Raw genomic sequence first — 19,741 nt, 5'->3', positions numbered from 1 at the left:
TTAAAAAACATTATTGTCATTTTTAATTGAATAAAGTGTAGGTTTATTATGCAAAATTTTTTTGATTTAAAACCAATGTCATATGTGAATGGAACTATTTATTTACCAGGTTCTAAAAGTATTTCAAACAGAGTTTTATTAATTGCTTCTATGGCAAAAGGTACAACTTATTTAACGAATTTATTAGATAGTCATGATACTCAATATATGTTAAATGCTTTAAAAACATTAGGTATAAATTATAATTTATCTGATAATAAAACAACTTGTTGTATTAAAGGTATAGGTCAATCTTTTAATTTATCTCAATCATATTCTCTATATTTAGGAAATGCAGGTACTGCTATTCGACCACTACTTGCTGCTTTATCTTTAAATAACAATAACATATATTTTAATGGCGATGATAGAATGCATGAAAGACCTATTAAAGATCTTATAGATGCATTAAAACAAGGAGGAGCAGTTATAGAATATGAAAAAAATATTGGATATCCTCCAATACGAACAAAAGGTGGTTTTGTTGGTGGTTCAATTACCTTGAATAGTAATATTTCTAGTCAATTTTTAACTGCATTATTAATTAGTTCCCCACTTGCTTCAAAAGATACAACTATTTATATTAAAAAAAGTTTAATTTCAAAACCTTATATTGATATTACGTTAAATTTAATTAAATCTTTTGGAGTAAATATTACACATGATTCTTATAATATTTTTTATATTAAAGGCAATCAAGAATATATTACACCAGGTGAATATATCATTGAAGGAGATGCGTCTTCAGCATCTTATTTTTTAGCTGCTGCAGCTATTAAAGGTGGTAGAGTTAAAGTGGTTGGTGTTGGCAAAAAAAGTATTCAAGGTGATATAAATTTTGCTCATATATTAGAAAAAATGGGAGCAAAAATTTTTTGGGAAGATTATTCTATCACTTGTGTACATAATACATTAACATCAATAGATTTAGACATGAATCATATTCCTGACAGTGCTATGACCATTGCTATAGTAGCGCTGTTTTCTAAAGGTACTACTATTATTAGAAATATATATAATTGGAGAGTAAAAGAAACTGATCGTTTATCTGCTATGACTAAAGAATTAAGAAAAGTAGGTGCTATAGTCAAAGAAGGAAAAGATTTTTTATCGATTTCTCCACCGAAAATATTTAAATATTCTAATATTGAGACTTATAACGATCATCGTATAGCTATGTGTTTTTCACTTATATCTTTATCTGGAATTGGTGTGAAAATACTTAATCCTGATTGTGTTTCAAAAACATTTCCAAATTATTTTAAAAATTTTTTATCTATTTGTCACAATTAAAGTCTTTATACATTTAAAAACATTATAAATGATTTTACTAATACTATTGTTGTTGTATTTTGATAATAGAGTTAAATTATATCATAATAAAAATATAGTTATTTTTTTAAATGTTACATAATATATTTTATTGATTTTTTCTATTAGTATTTATTAAATAGTATTAAAATCATAGTTTTTACATTAAATTATAAAGTCTTTTAAGTCATATAACTACTCTAAAAAAACATAATTAAATCAATTATTTTCTTTTTGATATAGATCAAAAATGATATAATATTAAATTCTATGTATATGATCTTATCAGAATTTATTGTATTTTTCATAACAAGTACTTTAAAAAAATTACAATAGAATTATTTCTAAATTCATAGTATTTGAAAATAATAGACTCTTTAATAAGGATTATTATAAGATAATATAAAATAAGATTATTTTGACATGAAGTTAAAATAAACACATAATAAAAAATTCGTAATATTATTAATATGAATGAATCTTTTGCTCAATTATTTGAAGAATCGCTCAAAGAGATTAAGACTCGACCAGGTTCAATTATTCGGGGTATTATTGTTTCAATAGAAAAAGATATGGTATTAGTTGATGCAGGTCTAAAATCTGAATCAGCAATTCCTGTTGAACAATTTAAAAATGCTCAAGGTGTTTTAGATATTAATGTGGGAGATACAATTGATGTTGCTTTAGATGCTATTGAAGACGGTTTTGGTGAAACGTTATTATCGCGTGAAAAAGCAAAACGTCATGAAGCATGGTTAATATTAGAAAAAGCTCATGAAAATTCAGAAACAGTTACTGGAATTATTAATGGAAAAGTAAAAGGCGGTTTTACTGTTGAATTAAATGATATACGTGCATTTTTACCTGGTTCTCTAGTTGATGTACGTCCAGTACGAGAAACAATACATCTTGAAGGAAAAGAATTAGATTTTAAAGTTATTAAATTAGATCAAAAACGTAATAACGTTGTTGTTTCACGTCGAGCTGTGATTGAATCAGAAAACAGTGCAGAACGAGAACAATTATTGGCAAATTTACAAGAAGGAATTCATGTTAAGGGAGTAGTTAAAAATTTAACAGATTACGGAGCTTTTGTAGATTTAGGTGGAGTTGATGGTCTTTTACATATTACTGATATGGCTTGGAAACGAGTTAAGCATCCAAATGAAATAGTAAATGTAGGTGATGAAATTCAAGTAAAAATTTTAAAATTTGATAGAGAAAGAACACGCGTTTCATTAGGATTAAAACAACTTGGTGAAGATCCATGGATCGCTATTTCTAAACGTTACCCAGAATCTACTAAACTTAGCGGACGTGTAACAAATTTAACAGATTATGGTTGCTTTGTTGAAATTGAAGAAGGAGTAGAGGGTTTAGTTCATGTGTCTGAAATGGATTGGACTAATAAAAATATTCACCCATCTAAAGTAGTTTCTGTTAATGACGTAGTAGAAGTAATTGTTTTAGATATTGATGAAGAACGTCGAAGAATTTCTTTAGGATTAAAACAATGTAAAACTAATCCTTGGAAAGAATTTTCAGAAACACATGTAAAAGGTATTCGTGTTATTGGAAAAATTAAATCTATTACAGATTTTGGTATTTTCATTGGATTAAATGGAGGAATTGATGGATTAGTACATTTATCTGATATTTCTTGGACTATACCTGGTGAGGAAGCAGTAAAAAAATATAAAAAAAATGATGAAATTTCTGCTGTTGTTCTACAAGTAGATGCTGAAAGAGAACGTATATCTTTAGGAATTAAACAATTAGAAGACGATCCCTTTAATTTATATATTGCTAATTGTAAAAAAAATGAAATTATTATGGGACAAGTTAAATCTATTGATAACAAACATATAATCGTGCAATTAACTGAATCACATATAGAAGGGATAATAAAATTATCTGATATCTCCCGTGTAAATTGCGAACAAATCATTAATAAATTACAAATAAAAGATAAAATATCAGTTAAATTATCTAGTTTTGATCGAAAAAATAGAGTCATTTATTTAACTATTTGTGTTCCTGATCCTAATGAACAAAAAAATATTGCACCAATATCTAATAATCAAACAAAAAATGATAATTTTTCTAATGTTATGACTGCGGCATTTAAAGCTGCTAAAAATACTGAATAGATATTTTGTATAAAAAAATAAATATTATTTTAATAATAGTAAAATAAGTAAAAATCATATATTGTAAGCTATATAAACCGTAGAGGTTATATGACGAAGTCAGAATTATTTACAAAAATTGCTCAAAATAAAATTAATATTTCTAATAAAATCATAAAATATGCTATAAAAGAAATGTTAGAATATATGACAACGTCATTAGTAGTAGGCAAAAGAATTGAAATTCGAGGATTTGGTAGTTTTTCTTTACATTATCGTGCTTCACGTATCGGTCGAAATCCTAAAACTGGGAAAATAGTACAATTACACCCAAAATATGTAACTTATTTTAAACCAGGAAAACAATTACGCAATCGAGCTAATATATATAAGTAATATGTTTTACAATCTTTATAGTAGAAACTAAGTTAATACATTTTATTTTTTATAAAAAAAACTTAGTTTCTATATTAGTTTCTATAACACATATTAAATATAAGGTACCAATGAACAAATTTTTAATTGTAGCTAACTGGAAATTAAATGGAAGCATAAATATGATTTCTAGTTTTTTTGAATATATAAAATTACATGCATCAATTTATTTAGAAAAAAATGTTATTGTTATTGCTCCTCCTACTATATATTTAGAACGAGTTTATAGAAAAATAGCTAAAATAAATATTTTTCTTGGTGCTCAAAATGTAGATATTAATTTAAAAGGGGCATTTACTGGCGAAACTTCTATTACAATGCTTAAAGAAATAGGTGTAAAATATGTTATTGTTGGTCATTCTGAAAGACGTTTATGGCATCATGAAAATAATGATATTATTTCGAAAAAAATATATTTAATTAAAAAATTTAACTTAATACCTATTTTATGCATAGGTGAAACAAAATATGATAGAGATCATGGTAAGACTATAACAATTATAAAAAAACAATTAGATGATATAATAGCAATATTAGGAAAATTAGTATTTCAAAATATAGTGATTGCTTATGAGCCTATTTGGGCTATCGGAACAGGTTTAGCAGCTGATCCAAAAAATATACAATTAATACATAAATTTATAAAAAATTATGTTAGAATTTATGATTCATCTATTAAAAATATCTTAGTCCAATATGGAGGTTCTATTAATCAAAAAAATGTAAAATCATTTATTAGTCAACCAGATATAGATGGTTTATTGATTGGTAGTGCATCTTTAAATGCTGAAGAATTTTTTAAAATCATACAAATTTCTCATAATTTTTTAAAAAATAAAATTAGTTATTATAAATATTTTTATATATCCAACCACCTAAATTAACTCCTACAATTGGACAAATATTAGGTATAAAAGAATATAAAATATTATTATTTCCTCCAGTAAACGATAAAGTACCCCATCCCATTAAACTTAAAAATATCTTAGGACCTAAATCTCGCGCTGGATTTAAACTGATATTACTAAATGGATTTATAACTAAATTAATTATACATATTACGCAACCTATGAGCATCGGTATCATAAATTTGTATTTTAAAAAAAAAATATATTTTTTTTTATTTAATTCTAATAAAATAATGATGAAAAGAATATTTGAAATTATCTCTATTATAGAATCATATATAACACTTTTATGATAATTAGGGTACACACAAAAAATATAAGCTAAATCCATACTTTCTATTGTACCTATAATAATATTATGTTTTTTTATAAATGCATTTAAAGTATGACTAAAAAAATAATATACAATAATAGTAAAACAAAAAGAACCTAATATTTGAGAAATAACATAAGGTAATACTTTTTTTTTATTAAACTTAGAAAATAACCAAAAGAAAATAGTAATAGCTGGATTTAAATGGGATCCAGATGTTGTAGAAGTAAAATATATTGAAATTGCAACGCTTAAACCCCAAATACAACTAATTTCTAATTGATTCAATTTAATATTGGTTAATTTTGAAACAGCTAAACAGCTAAGACCAAAAAATATTATTACACCTGTACCTAAAAACTCAAAAATACATTTTTTTATGATATTTTTTTTTCTACAAATATTCATTTTAAATAACCTATATTATCTTTTTTAAATAGATCATATTAAAATTAGAGCGCCGGAAACACCGGCACTAATTTTATATTAGTATAGTTTTTTAGCAGTCATCAATAATTCTTTTTTAAAAATATATTTCATATTTTTTAATGCATTTTCAATGTCGTTAAAAACTATTTTATCATTTTTTATTCCTACACATTTACCTTTATAACCTTTTAATAATAATTCTACTGAATAAGCTCCCATTCTTGAAGCTAATATGCGATCATAAGCTCCAGGCGATCCACCTCTTTGAATATGTCCAAGAATTGTAGCTCTAGTTTCACGTTTTGTTTGATGTTCAATATATTCTGCTAATTCTTTTACATCACAAATACATTCTGTAATTGCAACGATAGCATGTTTTTTACCTTTAGTAATTCCTGCTTGTATTTCCAGAACTAATTCTTCTTTTTTGAAATGTATTTCTGGTAAAACAATAAACTCACATCCACCAGCAATAGCTGCAGATAAAGTTAGATCACCACAATATCTACCCATAACTTCAACTATAGAAATACGTTGATGAGAAGAAGAAGTATCTCTTAATCTATCTATTGCTTCAACAACTGTTTGTAAAGCTGTAAAATAACCTATTGTATAATCAGTACCTGGAACATCATTATCAATAGTACCTGGTAAACTAATGCATGAAATACCCATGTCTGTTAATTTTTTAGCTCCTATATAAGAGCCATCTCCTCCAATTACAACAAGAGCATCTATTTTTCTTTTTTTAATATTTTGTACTGCAATAGCACGTATATGTTCTTGACAAAAATCAGAAAATCTTGCAGAACCTAAAAATGTTCCACCTCGATTAATCATATCAGATACACTATATCTATCAAGCATGACCATTCTATTTTCATATAAACCTAAATATCCATCATAAATTCCAAAAACTTCTAATTTTTCACTCAGTGCTGTTCTAACGACTCCTCTAATTGCGGCGTTCATACCTGGAGCATCACCACCGCTAGTTAAGACGCCAATTTTTTTAATCATTAGAACCTCTTATTTTGACTTCTATAAAAATTTGATTTGTTTATTTTTTAAATAATTTTAATTATCTTCTTGTTTAAAATTCATATTTTATACTGAAAATATATCAATTTATTAAAATTTTTAGATATAGATATAATGAAAAATATTTTTATATAAATTGAATACTGATTTAATTTAGATTAATGAGATGTAAATAAGCAAATAATATATACTTATTTTAAGTAATACCATTGAATAAGAGAATTATTTTGATTAAACTCTAAAACAATAGGTACAGCAGTTGGAATATTTAATTTTATAATGTCCTTATTTGTGATGTTGTTTAAATATTGAATTAAAGCACGTAAAGAATTCCCATGAGCAACAATAAGTATTTTTTTATTATTTTTTAATTGAGGATAGATAACTGTTTTCCAATAAGGAATAACTCTTTTCGATGTCATTTCTAAACTTTCACCTAAAGGAATATCAGAAATATTTAAATTAGAATAACGTAAGTCGTTTCCTGGAAAACGTTTATCTTGTATATCAATTTTAGGTGGAATAATATTAAAACTTCTTCTCCATAAAAGAACTTGTTTTTCTCCATATTTTTTAATTACTTCATCTTTATTTAATCCTTCTAAAGCTCCATAATGTCTTTCATTTAAACACCAGGATTTTTTTACTAAAATCCAATTTTGATTTAATTCATCTAAAATATATCGTAAAGTATAAATTGCTCTTTTTAATACAGATGTATATGCATAATCAAAAGAAAATTTATTTTTTTTTAATAAAATAGCTGCAGATTTTGCTTCATTTTTTCCATTTTCTGATAATGTCGCATCATACCATCCAGTAAATTTATTTAATTCATTCCAAATACTTTGACCATGTCTAATTAAGACTACTTTATTACTTTTCATTTTTTTCTCTTGTTATTTTTTTTGTTTGAACATTTTATTATTTTTTTGATTAATGATTAAATAATTTAATAGCATTAAAATATTAAAATGCTTTGGTAAAATTATACATTGATTAAAATTCGAACAAAATCTTCTAATATATTTTTTATAGCAATTAAAAAACCAACAGATTCTTTGCCGTCTATTAAACGATGATCATATGATAATGCTAAATACATCATTGGAAGAATTTCAATTTTTTCATTTATAACTACTGGACGTTTTTGAATAACATGCATACCTAATATAGCTGCTTGGGGAGGATTAATGATAGGAGTAGACATTAAAGATCCAAAAATACCACCATTAGTAATAGTAAAATTTCCACCTGTTAATTCTGTAATATTCAATTTATTCTCATAACCTTTAATAGATAATTCCTTTATTTTTTTTTCTATATCCGACATGGTCATATTTTCAACATTTTTTAATACAGGTGTAATTAAACCTCTTGGTGTTGAAATAGCAATATTTATATTAAAATTTTTATAAAATACTATATCTGTTTCATCTATATAAGCATTAATTTGCGGAAATTGTTTTAACGCTTCTACTGTGGCTTTAACAAAAAAAGACATAAATCCCATACGAATACCATGTTTTTTTTTAAAATCTTCACCATACTTTTTTCTTAAAGTGATTATAGGATTCATATTTACTTCATTAAAAGTTGTTAGCATAGCTGTATTATTTTTGCTATCTAATAATCTTTTTGCAATAGTTTGTCTTAATTGAGTCATTTTGACTCTTTTTGTAATATTATTATTTAATGTAACTTCATTTAATTTATTGTGATTACTATCTAAAATATCATTAAAAATTATTTGATTATTAATATTAATTTTATTTTTTTTAATTGAACGTCTTATAGATGGAGTAAGATACTCTTTATTTTTTGAAACAACACAATTAATTTGTTCCTTATTTATAAACTTTTTTTGTGAATCTGGTAAATATTTTTTTTTTTCTGAAAGCTTGTGATTAATAGTATTATTTTTTATGATATCTAATTGGTCTATTTCTCCTAATATTTGATGAGAGTTAACTATTTTACCTTCTTTCTCTAAAATTAATTGCAATATACCATTACATGGAGCAGATACTTCTAATGTTACTTTATCTGTTTCAAGATCTACTATATTATCATTATAGTAAACTATATCTCCGATTTTTTTATGCCATCTTACAATTGTTGCATTGTTAATAGATTCTGGTAATTCTGGAACAAGAATATTTATTTTTTTCATTCTTTATCCTGTTATTTAATAAATGTTTAATGCATTATTAATTATGTTTTCTTGTTGTTTTTTATGTATAGAAATAGAACCAACTGCAGGTGAAGCAGAAGCTGGACGTCCAATATATTTTAATGATAATGATGATGGTAATATTAAATTTAAATAATATTGTACATATAACCATGCACCTTGATTACAAGGTTCTTCTTGACACCATACAAAATCTTTTACATAAAAGTAATTATTCAATATCTTTAAGATCTCATTTTTAGGAAACGGGTATAATTGTTCAAATCGAATTAAAATAACATATTTAATGTTATGTTTGATTTTTTTATTTAATAAATCGTAGTATATTTTTCCAGAACAAAAAATCATACGTGTTTCTTTTTTATTAATATTTTGTTTTTCAGCCAGTATTGTATGAAATGTTCCTTCCGATAAACTTTTTAAAGAAGAACTTGCCATAGGATGTCTTAAAAGAGATTTTGGTGTAAAAATAATTAATGGTTTATAGATTTTTTTGAATATTTGTTGACGTAAAAGATGAAATATTTGCGATGATGTAGTAGGTATACATATTTGAATATTATTTTCAGCACAAAGTTGAAGAAATCGTTCAATTCTAGCAGATGAATGTTCAGGCCCTTGTCCTTCATAACCATGAGGTAAAAAAATAACTAAATTAGACTGTTTGTTCCATTTTTGTTCTCCAGAAGTAATAAATTGATCAATAACTACTTGAGCTCCATTAACAAAATCACCGAATTGAGCTTCCCAAATAGTTAATGTATGAGATGGAAATAAAGAATAACCATATTCAAAAGCTAAAACAGCTTCTTCTGATAAAACAGAATCCCAAATTTGAAATTTTCCTTGTTCTTTTCTAATATGATTTAAAGGAATATAAATAGAACCATCAATTTGATCATAAATATATGCATGACGATGAAAAAATGTCCCCCTACTTACATCTTCTCCAGAAATACGACAAGAAATCCCTTTATCAATAATAGATGCATAAGCTAATGTTTCCGCTGCTCCCCAATCAAATAACCTCAATTCTTGAGCCATTTCTAATCGTTCTTGATATAATTTTTTCACCCGATTATGTGTGTGAATTGATTGAGGAATATTATTAATTAATAAAGCTAATTTTTTTAAATTAATCAAGTTTATGTTTTGTATATTCTTATGTTTTAAATCAATTCTATTTATTTCATTTTTAAAAAAAATTTCTTTAGATTTTGAAAAAATATTTTTACCATGTTCTAATTTTAAATAATATTTTTTTATCATATCTTCATGATTTTCAAGTGTAATAATTTTTTGAGATATTAATAAATCAGCATATATTTTTTTTACGGTAGGATGAGATTGAATTTTTTGATACATAATTGGTTGAGTCACTGATGGTTCATCTACTTCATTATGTCCATGACGTCGATAACACACTAAATCTATTAAAACATCTTTTTTAAATTTTTTTCTAAAATTAAGAGCTAATTGAATAGAAAAAATAGACGCTTCTACATCATCTGCATTAACATGAAAAATAGGAGCGTCAATCATTTTAGCTATATCAGTGCAATATTTGCTAGAACGAAGATTTTTAGGATTAGAAGTAGTAAAGCCGATTTGGTTATTAATAACTATATGAATAGTACCTCCAATTTTATAGCCATTTGTTTGAGACATATTAAATGTTTCTTGTACTATACCTTGTCCGATAATAGATGCATCTCCATGTATACTAATAGGTAAAATATCATTATCCGTATTATTTTTTTGATCAATAAATGCTCGAGCCATTCCAGAAATAACAGGATTAATTATTTCTAAATGTGATGGATTATATGCCATTTGCATGATAATATTTTTTGTTTTATTTTTTATTTCAGCAATTCCACCAATATGATATTTTACATCACCACTAATTTTTTCAAGATAATTTACATCTAAAAATTCGTCAAATAATACCTTTGGATTTTTGTTAAAAACGTTCACAAGTACATTTAATCTTCCTCTATGTGCCATTCCTAATATTATTTTAGATATTTTATGTTTTTTTGAAAATCTAATAATTTCATGTAAAATAGGAATTAAACTTTCTGCTCCTTCTAAAGAAAAACGTTTTGTACCTGGAAATTGTTTTCCAAGGTGTTTTTCAAGAGCTTCAGCATATGTGATTTCTCTTAAAAAATTTATTTTTTCTTTTGTATTAAATAAGTTCTCATTAAAATAGGATTCTATATAATCTGTAATCCATTTTTTTTCTAATAAATTATCTATATACATATATTCAAAACCAATAGAATTACAATATTTTTTCAATAATAGCTGATGTAAATGAATCACATTTGTTTCAAAATTAGTACAATTTTGAAAATTTATTTGTATTTTTTTATATAAATCTTCTTTTTTAAAATGATAAGTTTTTAATTCTAAATCTTTTATTTTTGTTTCATGCATTAATTTTAATGGATCAATTAAAGATTGATGAAAACCTTGTGTACGAAATGCATTAATAATAGAATTTATTTTATACATTATTAAACATTCACTATTTTTTATTTCTTTTTTTTTGTTTATTTGATTTTGACCATCTAACATTTCTAAAAATATTTTATGCCATGTAATATCTATAGATTTAGGATTTATTAAAAATTCTTGATACATGTTTTCTAAAATATCTTGATTATCTCTACATAACCAAGACATATGTAATAAATTTTTTATCTTATTTATTTTCATAATATTTTATTAAAAGTTTTATAGATTAAATTTTATGAATATTTGAAATAAAATATATATTTATAAACATTTATAAATGTTTTAATTATTATATATTCACAAATTATAGTTGTAATTAAAAAAAAATTATGCGGGATTATTGATATCAATAAATTGAACATCAAGGAAATATTTTTTTTGTAACCATTTTCCTAATGATTTAATACCATCTTTTTCGGTAATATGATGCCCTAAAGAAAAAAAATGTATACCTAACTCTTTAGAAATATGCATAGTTTCTTCTGAAATTTCACCAGTTAAAAAAGCATGAATGTTAAATTTATATGCTTGTTTAATAAAACTTTGCCCTCTACCACTACACCAAGCAATACGATTAATATATAAAGGAGCATTTTCATATAAATGTATCGGTGTAATTTTAAACTGATTTTTTATTTGATTTACAAGTGTATCACCTGTAATTTTATTTTTCATAATTCCCCAAAAAACATAAGGTAAAACATTTCCTTTAACAGAAATATTTAATTTTTTAGCAATTTGTGCATTATTACCTAATTCTGTATGAATATCTAATGGTAAATGCCAACTATATAAATTAATATTATTGGTTAGTATGGTTTTTAATCTTTTTTTTTGCATATTATGAATATATCTAGTTTCATTTTTCCAAAAATAACCATGATGAACTATTATAGCATCAGCATTATAATATACTGCTTTTTCTAATAAATCTTGACAAGCAGTAACTCCTGTAATAATTTTTTTTACTACTGATCTACCTTCAATTTGTAGACCATTAGGAACAATATCATCATATTGATGAGAAGCTAATTTATAATTAATAATTTCTTCTAAATCAAAATTATTCATATTTTTTAGACCTTATTTTTATATTTTAATTTTATTTTATTAAATATTAATAAAAATTTTTTTCTACTGATAACATAATTAATAATAGGCTCGGGATAATCTAATTTAGATTGTGTTTTTTTAGACCATTCATATGGTTGATGAATGTACTGATTAGGAACATGTTTTAATTCTGGAATAAATTGTTTTATAAAACTACCAGACATATCAAACAATTTTGATTGATATAATGGATTAAAAAATCTAATATAAGGAACAGAATCACAACCAATGGATGCCGACCATTGCCATCCTCCATTATTTAATGCTAAATCTCCATCAATTAAACGAGACATAAAATATTTCTCTCCTTGTCTCCAATCAATAAAAAGATTTTTTACTAAAAAACTTGCTGTAATCATTCTTAATCTATTATGCATCCAACCTAATTGATTTAACTGTCTCATGCTTGCATCTATAATAGGAAATCCTGTATTTCCTTCTTTCCATGCATTTAAATATTTTATATTATCGATCCAATCAATATTTTTTTCCCATTTTGTTAATGATTGAAATTTACTAATTTCAGGAAATCCAATTAATAAATGATAATAAAATTCACGCCATAATATTTGGTTAAACCAAGTAGAATTAAGAATGTTTTTAAATGATTCTTGATTTTGTATGTTTCTTAGCATTATTAAACAATGTCTAGACGATATTATTCCTGCAGATAAATATGGAGATAACATACTAGCACTATCTATCAAAGAAAATTTTTTTTTCAAAGCATAGTTTTTAGTTTTATATGTACAAAAATTTTTTAAACGACTAATAGCTTCTTTTTCTCCAATAGGAAAAATATTTGTATTAAAATTAATCATTAAATTATTTTTAGGTAAAGAAGTAAAAAAAATATTTTTTTTCAATTTTCTTGGAGATGGAAGAAGTAGATTATTTAATTTATTTTTATATAAATGTTCAACAATTTTTTTCTTAAAAAAAGAAAAAATTTTATATGTTTGATTATTATTATTTTTAATAATTTTGTGAGAAACTAAAAGATTATCGTGAAAACCTTTAACTACATAACCTTTTTGAGAAAGTTTTTTTTTTACTAAACAATCTCGTTTACGTTCATTAATTTCATATTGATAGTTATAAAATACATTATTAATTTTATATTTTTGACAAAAGTATAGTAAATATTTTACTGAATGTAAAAAATCAGTAGATTCATGGTAATATAAAACAATATTTAATTTAAATAATTCCTTTTTTAAAGACTCTAAATTGTAATATATGAAAGATTTTTTTTTAACAGACATACCATGATTATTCCATTGATCAGGAGTAGCTATAAACAAACTAAAAACTTGATCTTCATTAGATTTGCAAGCTTGATACAAAGCTATATTATCTCGTATACGTAAATCATTTCGGAACCACATTAAATTATTTTGCATAATTTTTATATTAAATATTTATTAATTTTTTAAAATATTTTATATGAGATATGATTATTTATATATAAAAATATTTTAATTGCTGTTCAATATAAAAAAAATATTTTTAAATTGAAGTTATTCTAAATATTAATTTTACAATAATATTAAAAAACTATTTTTTATTTTTCTTAACGAAAAATATTTATTAATAATTTAGAATTTAATAAATATAATATAGATAAAATAGAAAAAAATCGAGTAACAATTTCTTTATTTAATTTTTTGATAATATAAATGTTAATTATTTTTTATATCATAATTATTTTATTTAGCATTTTTTATTCAAAATCAATAATATAAATAGACTACTAATATATATATTTTTAAAATATATTGTATTAAAGGATGTAATAATGAAAAAAATAGGTATTTTCTTTGGAAGTGACACTGGCAATACAGAAAAAATAGCTAAATTAATTCAAAAATATATTGGTAATGATATTGCGATATTACATGATATTGGTGCATCTTCACGACAAGATATTGAAAAATTTAAATTTTTAATACTAGGAATTCCTACTTGGTATTATGGAGAAGCTCAATGCGATTGGGATGATTTTTTGCCAACTTTAAAAAAAATTAATTTTTTAGATAAAACAATTGCATTATTTGGATGCGGCGATCAAGAAGATTATAGCGAATATTTTTGTGATGCTATGAGTTTAATTTACAAAATTATAAAAAAAAATAAAGGAAAAATTATTGGAAAATGGTCTACAAAAGAATATTGTTTTGAACAATCGAAAGCTTTATTAAATAAAGAATATTTTTTTGGATTAGTTTTAGATGAAGATCGACAACCAGAAAAAACTAAGATTAGAATTAAACAATGGTTAGAATATATCCTTCCGCATTTTACTTAAAGTGATTTAAATCATTTTTTTTATTTTTTAAAAACAGTTCTAAAAAATAAACAATATTAGATTTATAATTATTTTAAAATTAGTTAATTTTTATATAAATTAATATGATTTTTAATAACAATGATACTATATCATTAAATTATATTTAATTTTATTTATGTTTAATAGTCCATGTTATATTTAAAAAAATATTTTGAAATATGTAAATGCAGTATTAAGTTCAATACTTAATACTGCATTTTTTTTAAAAATCTATAAAAATAATTTATATATTATATAATTAATGATTTTTAATAAAAAAGTATATTTATATCATGTTACAAAAAATATGATTATATTTTATATTTTCATATCAGATATCAAGCAAACTAAATCAAGTACTTTACTAGAATAACCAGTTTCATTATCATACCAAGAAATCAATTTAACGAAATTATTATTTAAAGATAGACTGGCTTTTGCATCAAAAATAGAAGTTAATTCTTGACCATTAAAATCTGTAGAAACAACTTCATCTTCAGTATATCCTAAAATTCCCTTCATATCTTCTTGAGAAGATTTTTTAATTATTTCACATATTTCATGATATGTAGCAGATTTTTTATAGCGTACGGTTAAGTCTACTACAGATACGTTGGATACTGGAACGCGAAAAGCTATACCAGTTAATTTACCATTTAGGTTTGGTAAAACTTTACCAACAGCAATTGCAGCTCCTGTAGAAGAAGGAATAATATTTTGTAATGCCCCTCTACCTCCTCTCCAATCTTTTTGAGAAGCGCCATCAACAATTTTTTGTGTAGCTGTACTAGCATGTACTGTTGTCATTAATCCTTCAATAATTTCAAGTTCATTATCTATTACTTTAGATAAAGGAGCTAAGCAGTTGGTTGTACAAGATGCATTAGAGACAATTTTTTCTCCTTTATATTGATCAAAATTAGCACCTCGTACAAACATTGGTACATCATCTTTTGAAGGCCCTGTAATCACTACCTTTTTTGCTCCAGATAAAATATGTTTATGTGCTTTTTCATGTGTTAAAAAGAGACCTGTAGATTCAATTACTACATCAATATCTAAGTCACCCCACATTAATTGTTCAGGATCTTTGATTGATGTAATACGAATTTTTTTATTGTTGATAACAATATTATTATTTATTACTTCAATATTTTTTTCAAACACACCATGTGTTGAATCATATTTTAACATATAAGCAATATATTCAGGACTTAATAAATCATTAATAGCTACGATATCAATACCTAAACGTTTTTGAGCCAGTCTAAATAATACACGTCCAATACGACCGAATCCATTAATACCAACTTTAATAGCCATATTTTCACCATTTTAAAAAGAAATTATTTTTGAAATATGTAATTAATATTCTTTTAGTATATTACTAGGATTAATTTTTGAAGCATAATATGCTGGATACCAATTTGTTATAATTCCTATGATTATAGTACTAATAAATATATTAATTACATCTAATAAATTTATTTGTAAAAGAAAGAAATGATTATAATAAATATTATCTAATAAAATATTTCCTTTAAATTGTTTTTCTAAAAAAAACATTATTTTTTTGTAATGTGAGATAATGATTACACTTAAAGATAAACCTATAAAAGTTCCAATAAAAATAGAACGTAAACCGTAACATAAAAAAATTAGTTGAATCATTAAATTATTAGCACCCATACTACGTAAAATAGCAATATCTCGTGTTTTTTTAGATATCGTCATTAAAGAAATAGATGCAATACTAAAACATGAAATGATTACTAGTAATGAAAGAATTATATAAACAATTGTTTTAGTTTTTTGGATATCATGATATATAGATTGATAATTGTTAATCCAGGTATACACAAGAAGAGGAGTATGTATTTTTTTTAAAATATTTTTTATGACTATATCTACATTTAATGGATGATCTATATGTAATTCAATACTATCAATTTTATTACTAATTTTAAAATATTCTTTAAAAAAATCAAATGGAATATATACAATATTTGAATCTAATACTCCATTAGATTTAAATATATTTACAATTTTAAAAGAAAAATATTTAATTTGAATATTAAAACTATTATCTTGATTTAAAAAAATTAAATTAATTGAATCACCTATTTTAATTGATAAATGATTTGATAAATAAGATGAAATAATAATTTTATTTATATTTTTTTTTTTATAAAAATATTATCTTGATTAAGAGAAATAAAATTTTTTTTTAAATATTCAATATTACTAAAACTTTTGATTTCGACTGTTTTAAGTTTGTTATTAAAAGTTAGTAATCCGTTAATTAAAATGTATGGTTCAGCATAAGAAACATCTGTAATAGTATTTATTTTTTTTATTGTATCTTTCCAAGTTAGATTAGATTGATTAGTAAATGTTATAATTGCATGAGGTATAGTTGATAAGATTGTTTGATTTAATAGTTTTTGAAAACCATTTAATGCACTAAAACTCATCATTAATGCAAATACACTAATAAATATACCTATCCTAGATAATATAGTAATAAAAAATATTGTATAATTTGTTTTTTCTTTAAAATATATTTTTCTTGCAATAAAAAAAGGTAAAAAATTCATTCAATAAATCCTTTTTTAATTTTCATGATTAAATAATTTCCCATTTTTTATCTGAAATAAATAAGGCATTTTTTTTATTAAGTTATAGTCATGTGTCACAATAATAAAAGAAGTCTGAAAATTAGCATTAAATTCAAATATTAGATTTAAAATAATATTAACATTATATTGATCTAAATTACCAGTTGGTTCATCTGCTATAATTAAATCTGGTGTATTTACAAATGCTCTAGCAATAGCAACACGTTGTCTTTCACCTCCAGAAATTTCAGATGGATATTTTTTAATTTTATGTTCTAATTTTACTTTTTTTAATATTGTATATGCTATTTCTTTAGATTTTTTTATACTGTTATTATTAATTAAAAGCGGCATGGCAACATTTTCTAAAACATTAAAATCTAACATTAAATGATGAAATTGATAAATAAAACCTAATTTTGTATTTCTAAATTTTGCAATTTCATTCGATGTCATAGAATTAAATGATTGACCATTAAATAACACACTTCCAGAAGTAGGAGTATCTAATCCAGAAAGTAAATGTAAAAAGGTTGTTTTTCCTGAACCCGATTCACCAATAATACCCGAAATATCTCCTTTTTTTAATTTAAATGATATTTTTTTTAAAATATCATAATGTACATCTTGATATTTATAAGATTTGCTTAACTTGATACATTGAATTATAATATTATTCATTAGATAATACTCGAGCTGATTTTGATTGTACAGCATTCCAAGTAGGATACAATGTTGAAAAAATAGCAAGCAATATAGATATCATATTAATACATAAAATTTGAGATGGTATCATAATTATTGATATATCATTTTCTTTAAAACAATAACTAATAAAAAATTTTAAAAAATCATTTTGCATTATTAATACAATTGCAATAATAGTTCCTATAATACTTCCAATAATAGCATTTCCTGAACCAAATATAATAAATATTAACATAATTTTCCAATTAGATAACCCTTGTATTTGTAAAATTGCAATAACATATTTATGTTCTACTATATATGTAGTTAAATTTATGAAAATATTTAAAATAGATATGATTAAGATTAAAAAAAATAAAAATAACATAATATATTTTTCAATCTTCATTGCTTTAAATAATTCACCTTTTTGTAGCTTCCAATCAATTAATGTTAACTTATTTATTATTTTTTTAAATTCATATAAATTTAAATTTAATGGATCATGTAACCATATTCTCCAACCACTAACATAATTTTTAGAATATTTTAAAAAATTCAAACTATCTTTTTTATTCATTATGATTTGATAATAATCAATTTCATTTTGAGTAGAAAAAATATTAACAATTTTAAATATATGTTGATTAAAAATTTGTCCTGAAAAATTATTTTTTTTATTAGATAAAAGTATTAAATTAATTTTATCGCCAACATAAACATGAAGTTTTTTAGCTAAGTGTGTTCCAATGACTATATTATATTGACCTGGATTGAGTATTTTTAGAATATCTTTTTGATTGTAATTTTTTATATTATAATTATTAGTTTCATCAATACCAATAATTTCTGCTATAGAAATATTATTTTTACTTTGAACAATAATTTCTTTTGTAATTAAATCAGAAACTTTTTTAATGTTATTGATGTTTAAAATTTGTTTAGGAAAATCTGATTTTTTAACATATTGATCATGGTTAGTGATAATTAGATGAGGAATGAAAGATATAATATTTTTTTTAAAGTTATTTTCAGATCCATTTATAACAGATATTGTAATCACAATAGAAAATGTACTTATCATAATACTAGTAATGGATAAAAAATAAAATTTTTTAAAATTAGGTAAATTAATATTCCATAAATAACGTAAAGCAATAAAGAGATATATAGGTTTATACATTTTTTTGAAATCTTTAAATTAATAAAAGTCTTTTATTGTTTAAGTATTTTATTAAAAATAAAAATTTTTAATATTAAAAAAATATATTGATATATAAAAATTAATAAAAATTTATATATTTTTTCATCTTAAATTATATTATGAACTATTACATAGTACATATTAATATTTTACACTTCAAAATAATATTTGAAAATTTAAAAGTATATTTATCAATCTTAAAAATATTATTGAAATAATATTTATGTCATTCGACATTATATTACTGACATATTATTTGAAAATAGTTTTATGAAATATTTTTAATAACTAAAATTATTACATAATATTTTATTAAATAATATATTTGAATAATCTTAAAAAAAATCAGAATACATATTGATAATTATATGTATTATAAGAAATATACAATACCATTTAGATTTTATATATATTAAAATTTATTAACAATAAAATAATTTATTAAAAATTAATAATTATTTTTTTTAA

The 19,741-nt window shown here is 23.0% G+C and carries 16 protein-coding genes and 1 pseudogene; 5 read left to right on the top strand and 12 right to left on the bottom strand.

Annotated features, from left to right (window positions below):
- Nucleotides 1–48: 48 nt before the first annotated feature.
- From aroA to tpiA, 4 genes are all read left to right on the top strand, one after another.
- On the top strand, nucleotides 49–1,332 hold the full coding sequence (gene aroA / locus BUAMB_RS01455) for a 3-phosphoshikimate 1-carboxyvinyltransferase (protein ID WP_014500011.1): 1,284 nt from the start codon (nucleotides 49–51) through the stop codon (nucleotides 1,330–1,332).
- Nucleotides 1,333–1,820: 488 nt separating this feature from the next.
- Nucleotides 1,821–3,500 carry a 30S ribosomal protein S1 gene (gene rpsA / locus BUAMB_RS01450; protein ID WP_014500010.1) on the top strand — a complete coding sequence of 560 codons (1,680 nt, stop codon included), beginning with the start codon at nucleotides 1,821–1,823 and terminating at the stop codon, nucleotides 3,498–3,500.
- Between the two features lie 72 nt (nucleotides 3,501–3,572).
- Entirely contained in the window at nucleotides 3,573–3,875 is a 303-nt protein-coding gene (gene ihfB, locus BUAMB_RS01445; protein WP_343207508.1) for an integration host factor subunit beta, read from the top strand.
- Nucleotides 3,876–3,985: 110 nt separating this feature from the next.
- Nucleotides 3,986–4,798 carry a triose-phosphate isomerase gene (tpiA, locus tag BUAMB_RS01440; protein ID WP_014500008.1) on the top strand — a complete coding sequence of 271 codons (813 nt, stop codon included), beginning with the start codon at nucleotides 3,986–3,988 and terminating at the stop codon, nucleotides 4,796–4,798.
- Here the strand turns inward: tpiA and BUAMB_RS01435 are convergent.
- From BUAMB_RS01435 to phrB, 7 genes and pseudogenes are all read right to left on the bottom strand, one after another.
- Nucleotides 4,755–5,543, bottom strand: coding sequence for an MIP/aquaporin family protein (locus BUAMB_RS01435; protein ID WP_014500007.1), 789 nt, complete (start codon nucleotides 5,541–5,543; stop codon nucleotides 4,755–4,757). The genes tpiA and BUAMB_RS01435 overlap by 44 nt on opposite strands.
- 78 nt (nucleotides 5,544–5,621) lie before the next feature.
- Nucleotides 5,622–6,584, bottom strand: coding sequence for a 6-phosphofructokinase (gene pfkA, locus BUAMB_RS01430; RefSeq protein WP_014500006.1), 963 nt, complete (start codon nucleotides 6,582–6,584; stop codon nucleotides 5,622–5,624).
- Nucleotides 6,585–6,796: 212 nt separating this feature from the next.
- Nucleotides 6,797–7,492: a 2,3-diphosphoglycerate-dependent phosphoglycerate mutase gene (gene gpmA / locus BUAMB_RS01425; RefSeq protein WP_014500005.1), complete on the bottom strand. Its 696-nt coding sequence runs from the start codon at nucleotides 7,490–7,492 to the stop codon at nucleotides 6,797–6,799.
- A gap of 101 nt (nucleotides 7,493–7,593) precedes the next feature.
- Complete coding sequence (gene sucB, locus BUAMB_RS01420) at nucleotides 7,594–8,778, bottom strand: dihydrolipoyllysine-residue succinyltransferase (RefSeq protein ID WP_014500004.1); 1,185 nt, start codon at nucleotides 8,776–8,778, stop codon at nucleotides 7,594–7,596.
- Between the two features lie 15 nt (nucleotides 8,779–8,793).
- Entirely contained in the window at nucleotides 8,794–11,523 is a 2,730-nt protein-coding gene (locus BUAMB_RS01415) for a 2-oxoglutarate dehydrogenase E1 component (RefSeq protein ID WP_014500003.1), read from the bottom strand.
- A gap of 126 nt (nucleotides 11,524–11,649) precedes the next feature.
- Nucleotides 11,650–12,393, bottom strand: a complete 744-nt coding sequence (locus BUAMB_RS01410; RefSeq protein WP_014500002.1) for a Nif3-like dinuclear metal center hexameric protein — start codon at nucleotides 12,391–12,393, stop codon at nucleotides 11,650–11,652.
- A pseudogene (gene phrB, locus BUAMB_RS01405) lies at nucleotides 12,391–13,838 on the bottom strand (deoxyribodipyrimidine photo-lyase); the annotation flags it as partial. The gene BUAMB_RS01410 and the pseudogene phrB, both read right to left, overlap by 3 nt.
- Before the next feature lie 395 nt (nucleotides 13,839–14,233).
- Here phrB and fldA point away from each other — a divergent pair.
- A complete protein-coding gene (gene fldA, locus BUAMB_RS01400; protein WP_014500000.1) occupies nucleotides 14,234–14,743 on the top strand; it encodes a flavodoxin FldA in 510 nt (169 codons plus the stop codon).
- Nucleotides 14,744–15,082: 339 nt separating this feature from the next.
- Here the strand turns inward: fldA and gap are convergent, their stop codons facing one another.
- The 5 genes from gap to BUAMB_RS01380 all read right to left on the bottom strand — a co-directional run bounded on the left by gap (nucleotide 15,083) and on the right by BUAMB_RS01380 (nucleotide 19,252).
- Nucleotides 15,083–16,087: a type I glyceraldehyde-3-phosphate dehydrogenase gene (gene gap, locus BUAMB_RS01395; RefSeq protein WP_014499999.1), complete on the bottom strand. Its 1,005-nt coding sequence runs from the start codon at nucleotides 16,085–16,087 to the stop codon at nucleotides 15,083–15,085.
- 42 nt (nucleotides 16,088–16,129) lie between these two features.
- Nucleotides 16,130–16,624, bottom strand: coding sequence for an FtsX-like permease family protein (locus BUAMB_RS03115; protein ID WP_226988371.1), 495 nt, complete (start codon nucleotides 16,622–16,624; stop codon nucleotides 16,130–16,132).
- 311 nt (nucleotides 16,625–16,935) lie between these two features.
- On the bottom strand, nucleotides 16,936–17,361 hold the full coding sequence (locus tag BUAMB_RS03110) for a hypothetical protein (RefSeq protein WP_226988370.1): 426 nt from the start codon (nucleotides 17,359–17,361) through the stop codon (nucleotides 16,936–16,938).
- Between the two features lie 15 nt (nucleotides 17,362–17,376).
- A complete protein-coding gene (lolD, locus tag BUAMB_RS01385; protein WP_014499998.1) occupies nucleotides 17,377–18,063 on the bottom strand; it encodes a lipoprotein-releasing ABC transporter ATP-binding protein LolD in 687 nt (228 codons plus the stop codon).
- Entirely contained in the window at nucleotides 18,056–19,252 is a 1,197-nt protein-coding gene (locus BUAMB_RS01380) for an FtsX-like permease family protein (protein ID WP_014499997.1), read from the bottom strand. Before BUAMB_RS01380 ends, lolD begins: the two co-directional genes overlap by 8 nt.
- Nucleotides 19,253–19,741 lie beyond the last annotated feature (489 nt).

This window comes from Buchnera aphidicola str. Ua (Uroleucon ambrosiae), from assembly GCF_000225465.1.
GTDB lineage: Bacteria > Pseudomonadota > Gammaproteobacteria > Enterobacterales > Enterobacteriaceae > Buchnera > Buchnera aphidicola_B.
This window is presented reverse-complemented; position numbering and strand designations above follow the sequence as displayed.

Excerpts from the sequence above, each read along its gene's own strand:
- BUAMB_RS01415 (WP_014500003.1), bottom strand. The coding sequence starts at position 11,523 with ATGAAAATAAATAAGATAAAAAATTTATTACATATGTCTTGGTTATGT.
- BUAMB_RS01380 (WP_014499997.1), bottom strand. The coding sequence starts at position 19,252 with ATGTATAAACCTATATATCTCTTTATTGCTTTACGTTATTTATGGAAT.
- aroA (WP_014500011.1), top strand. The coding sequence starts at position 49 with ATGCAAAATTTTTTTGATTTAAAACCAATGTCATATGTGAATGGAACT.
- rpsA (WP_014500010.1), top strand. The coding sequence starts at position 1,821 with ATGAATGAATCTTTTGCTCAATTATTTGAAGAATCGCTCAAAGAGATT.
- sucB (WP_014500004.1), bottom strand. The coding sequence starts at position 8,778 with ATGAAAAAAATAAATATTCTTGTTCCAGAATTACCAGAATCTATTAAC.
- BUAMB_RS01435 (WP_014500007.1), bottom strand. The coding sequence starts at position 5,543 with ATGAATATTTGTAGAAAAAAAAATATCATAAAAAAATGTATTTTTGAG.
- gap (WP_014499999.1), bottom strand. The coding sequence starts at position 16,087 with ATGGCTATTAAAGTTGGTATTAATGGATTCGGTCGTATTGGACGTGTA.
- BUAMB_RS03110 (WP_226988370.1), bottom strand. The coding sequence starts at position 17,361 with ATGAATTTTTTACCTTTTTTTATTGCAAGAAAAATATATTTTAAAGAA.
- tpiA (WP_014500008.1), top strand. The coding sequence starts at position 3,986 with ATGAACAAATTTTTAATTGTAGCTAACTGGAAATTAAATGGAAGCATA.
- fldA (WP_014500000.1), top strand. The coding sequence starts at position 14,234 with ATGAAAAAAATAGGTATTTTCTTTGGAAGTGACACTGGCAATACAGAA.
- gpmA (WP_014500005.1), bottom strand. The coding sequence starts at position 7,492 with ATGAAAAGTAATAAAGTAGTCTTAATTAGACATGGTCAAAGTATTTGG.
- BUAMB_RS01410 (WP_014500002.1), bottom strand. The coding sequence starts at position 12,393 with ATGAATAATTTTGATTTAGAAGAAATTATTAATTATAAATTAGCTTCT.
- lolD (WP_014499998.1), bottom strand. The coding sequence starts at position 18,063 with ATGAATAATATTATAATTCAATGTATCAAGTTAAGCAAATCTTATAAA.
- pfkA (WP_014500006.1), bottom strand. The coding sequence starts at position 6,584 with ATGATTAAAAAAATTGGCGTCTTAACTAGCGGTGGTGATGCTCCAGGT.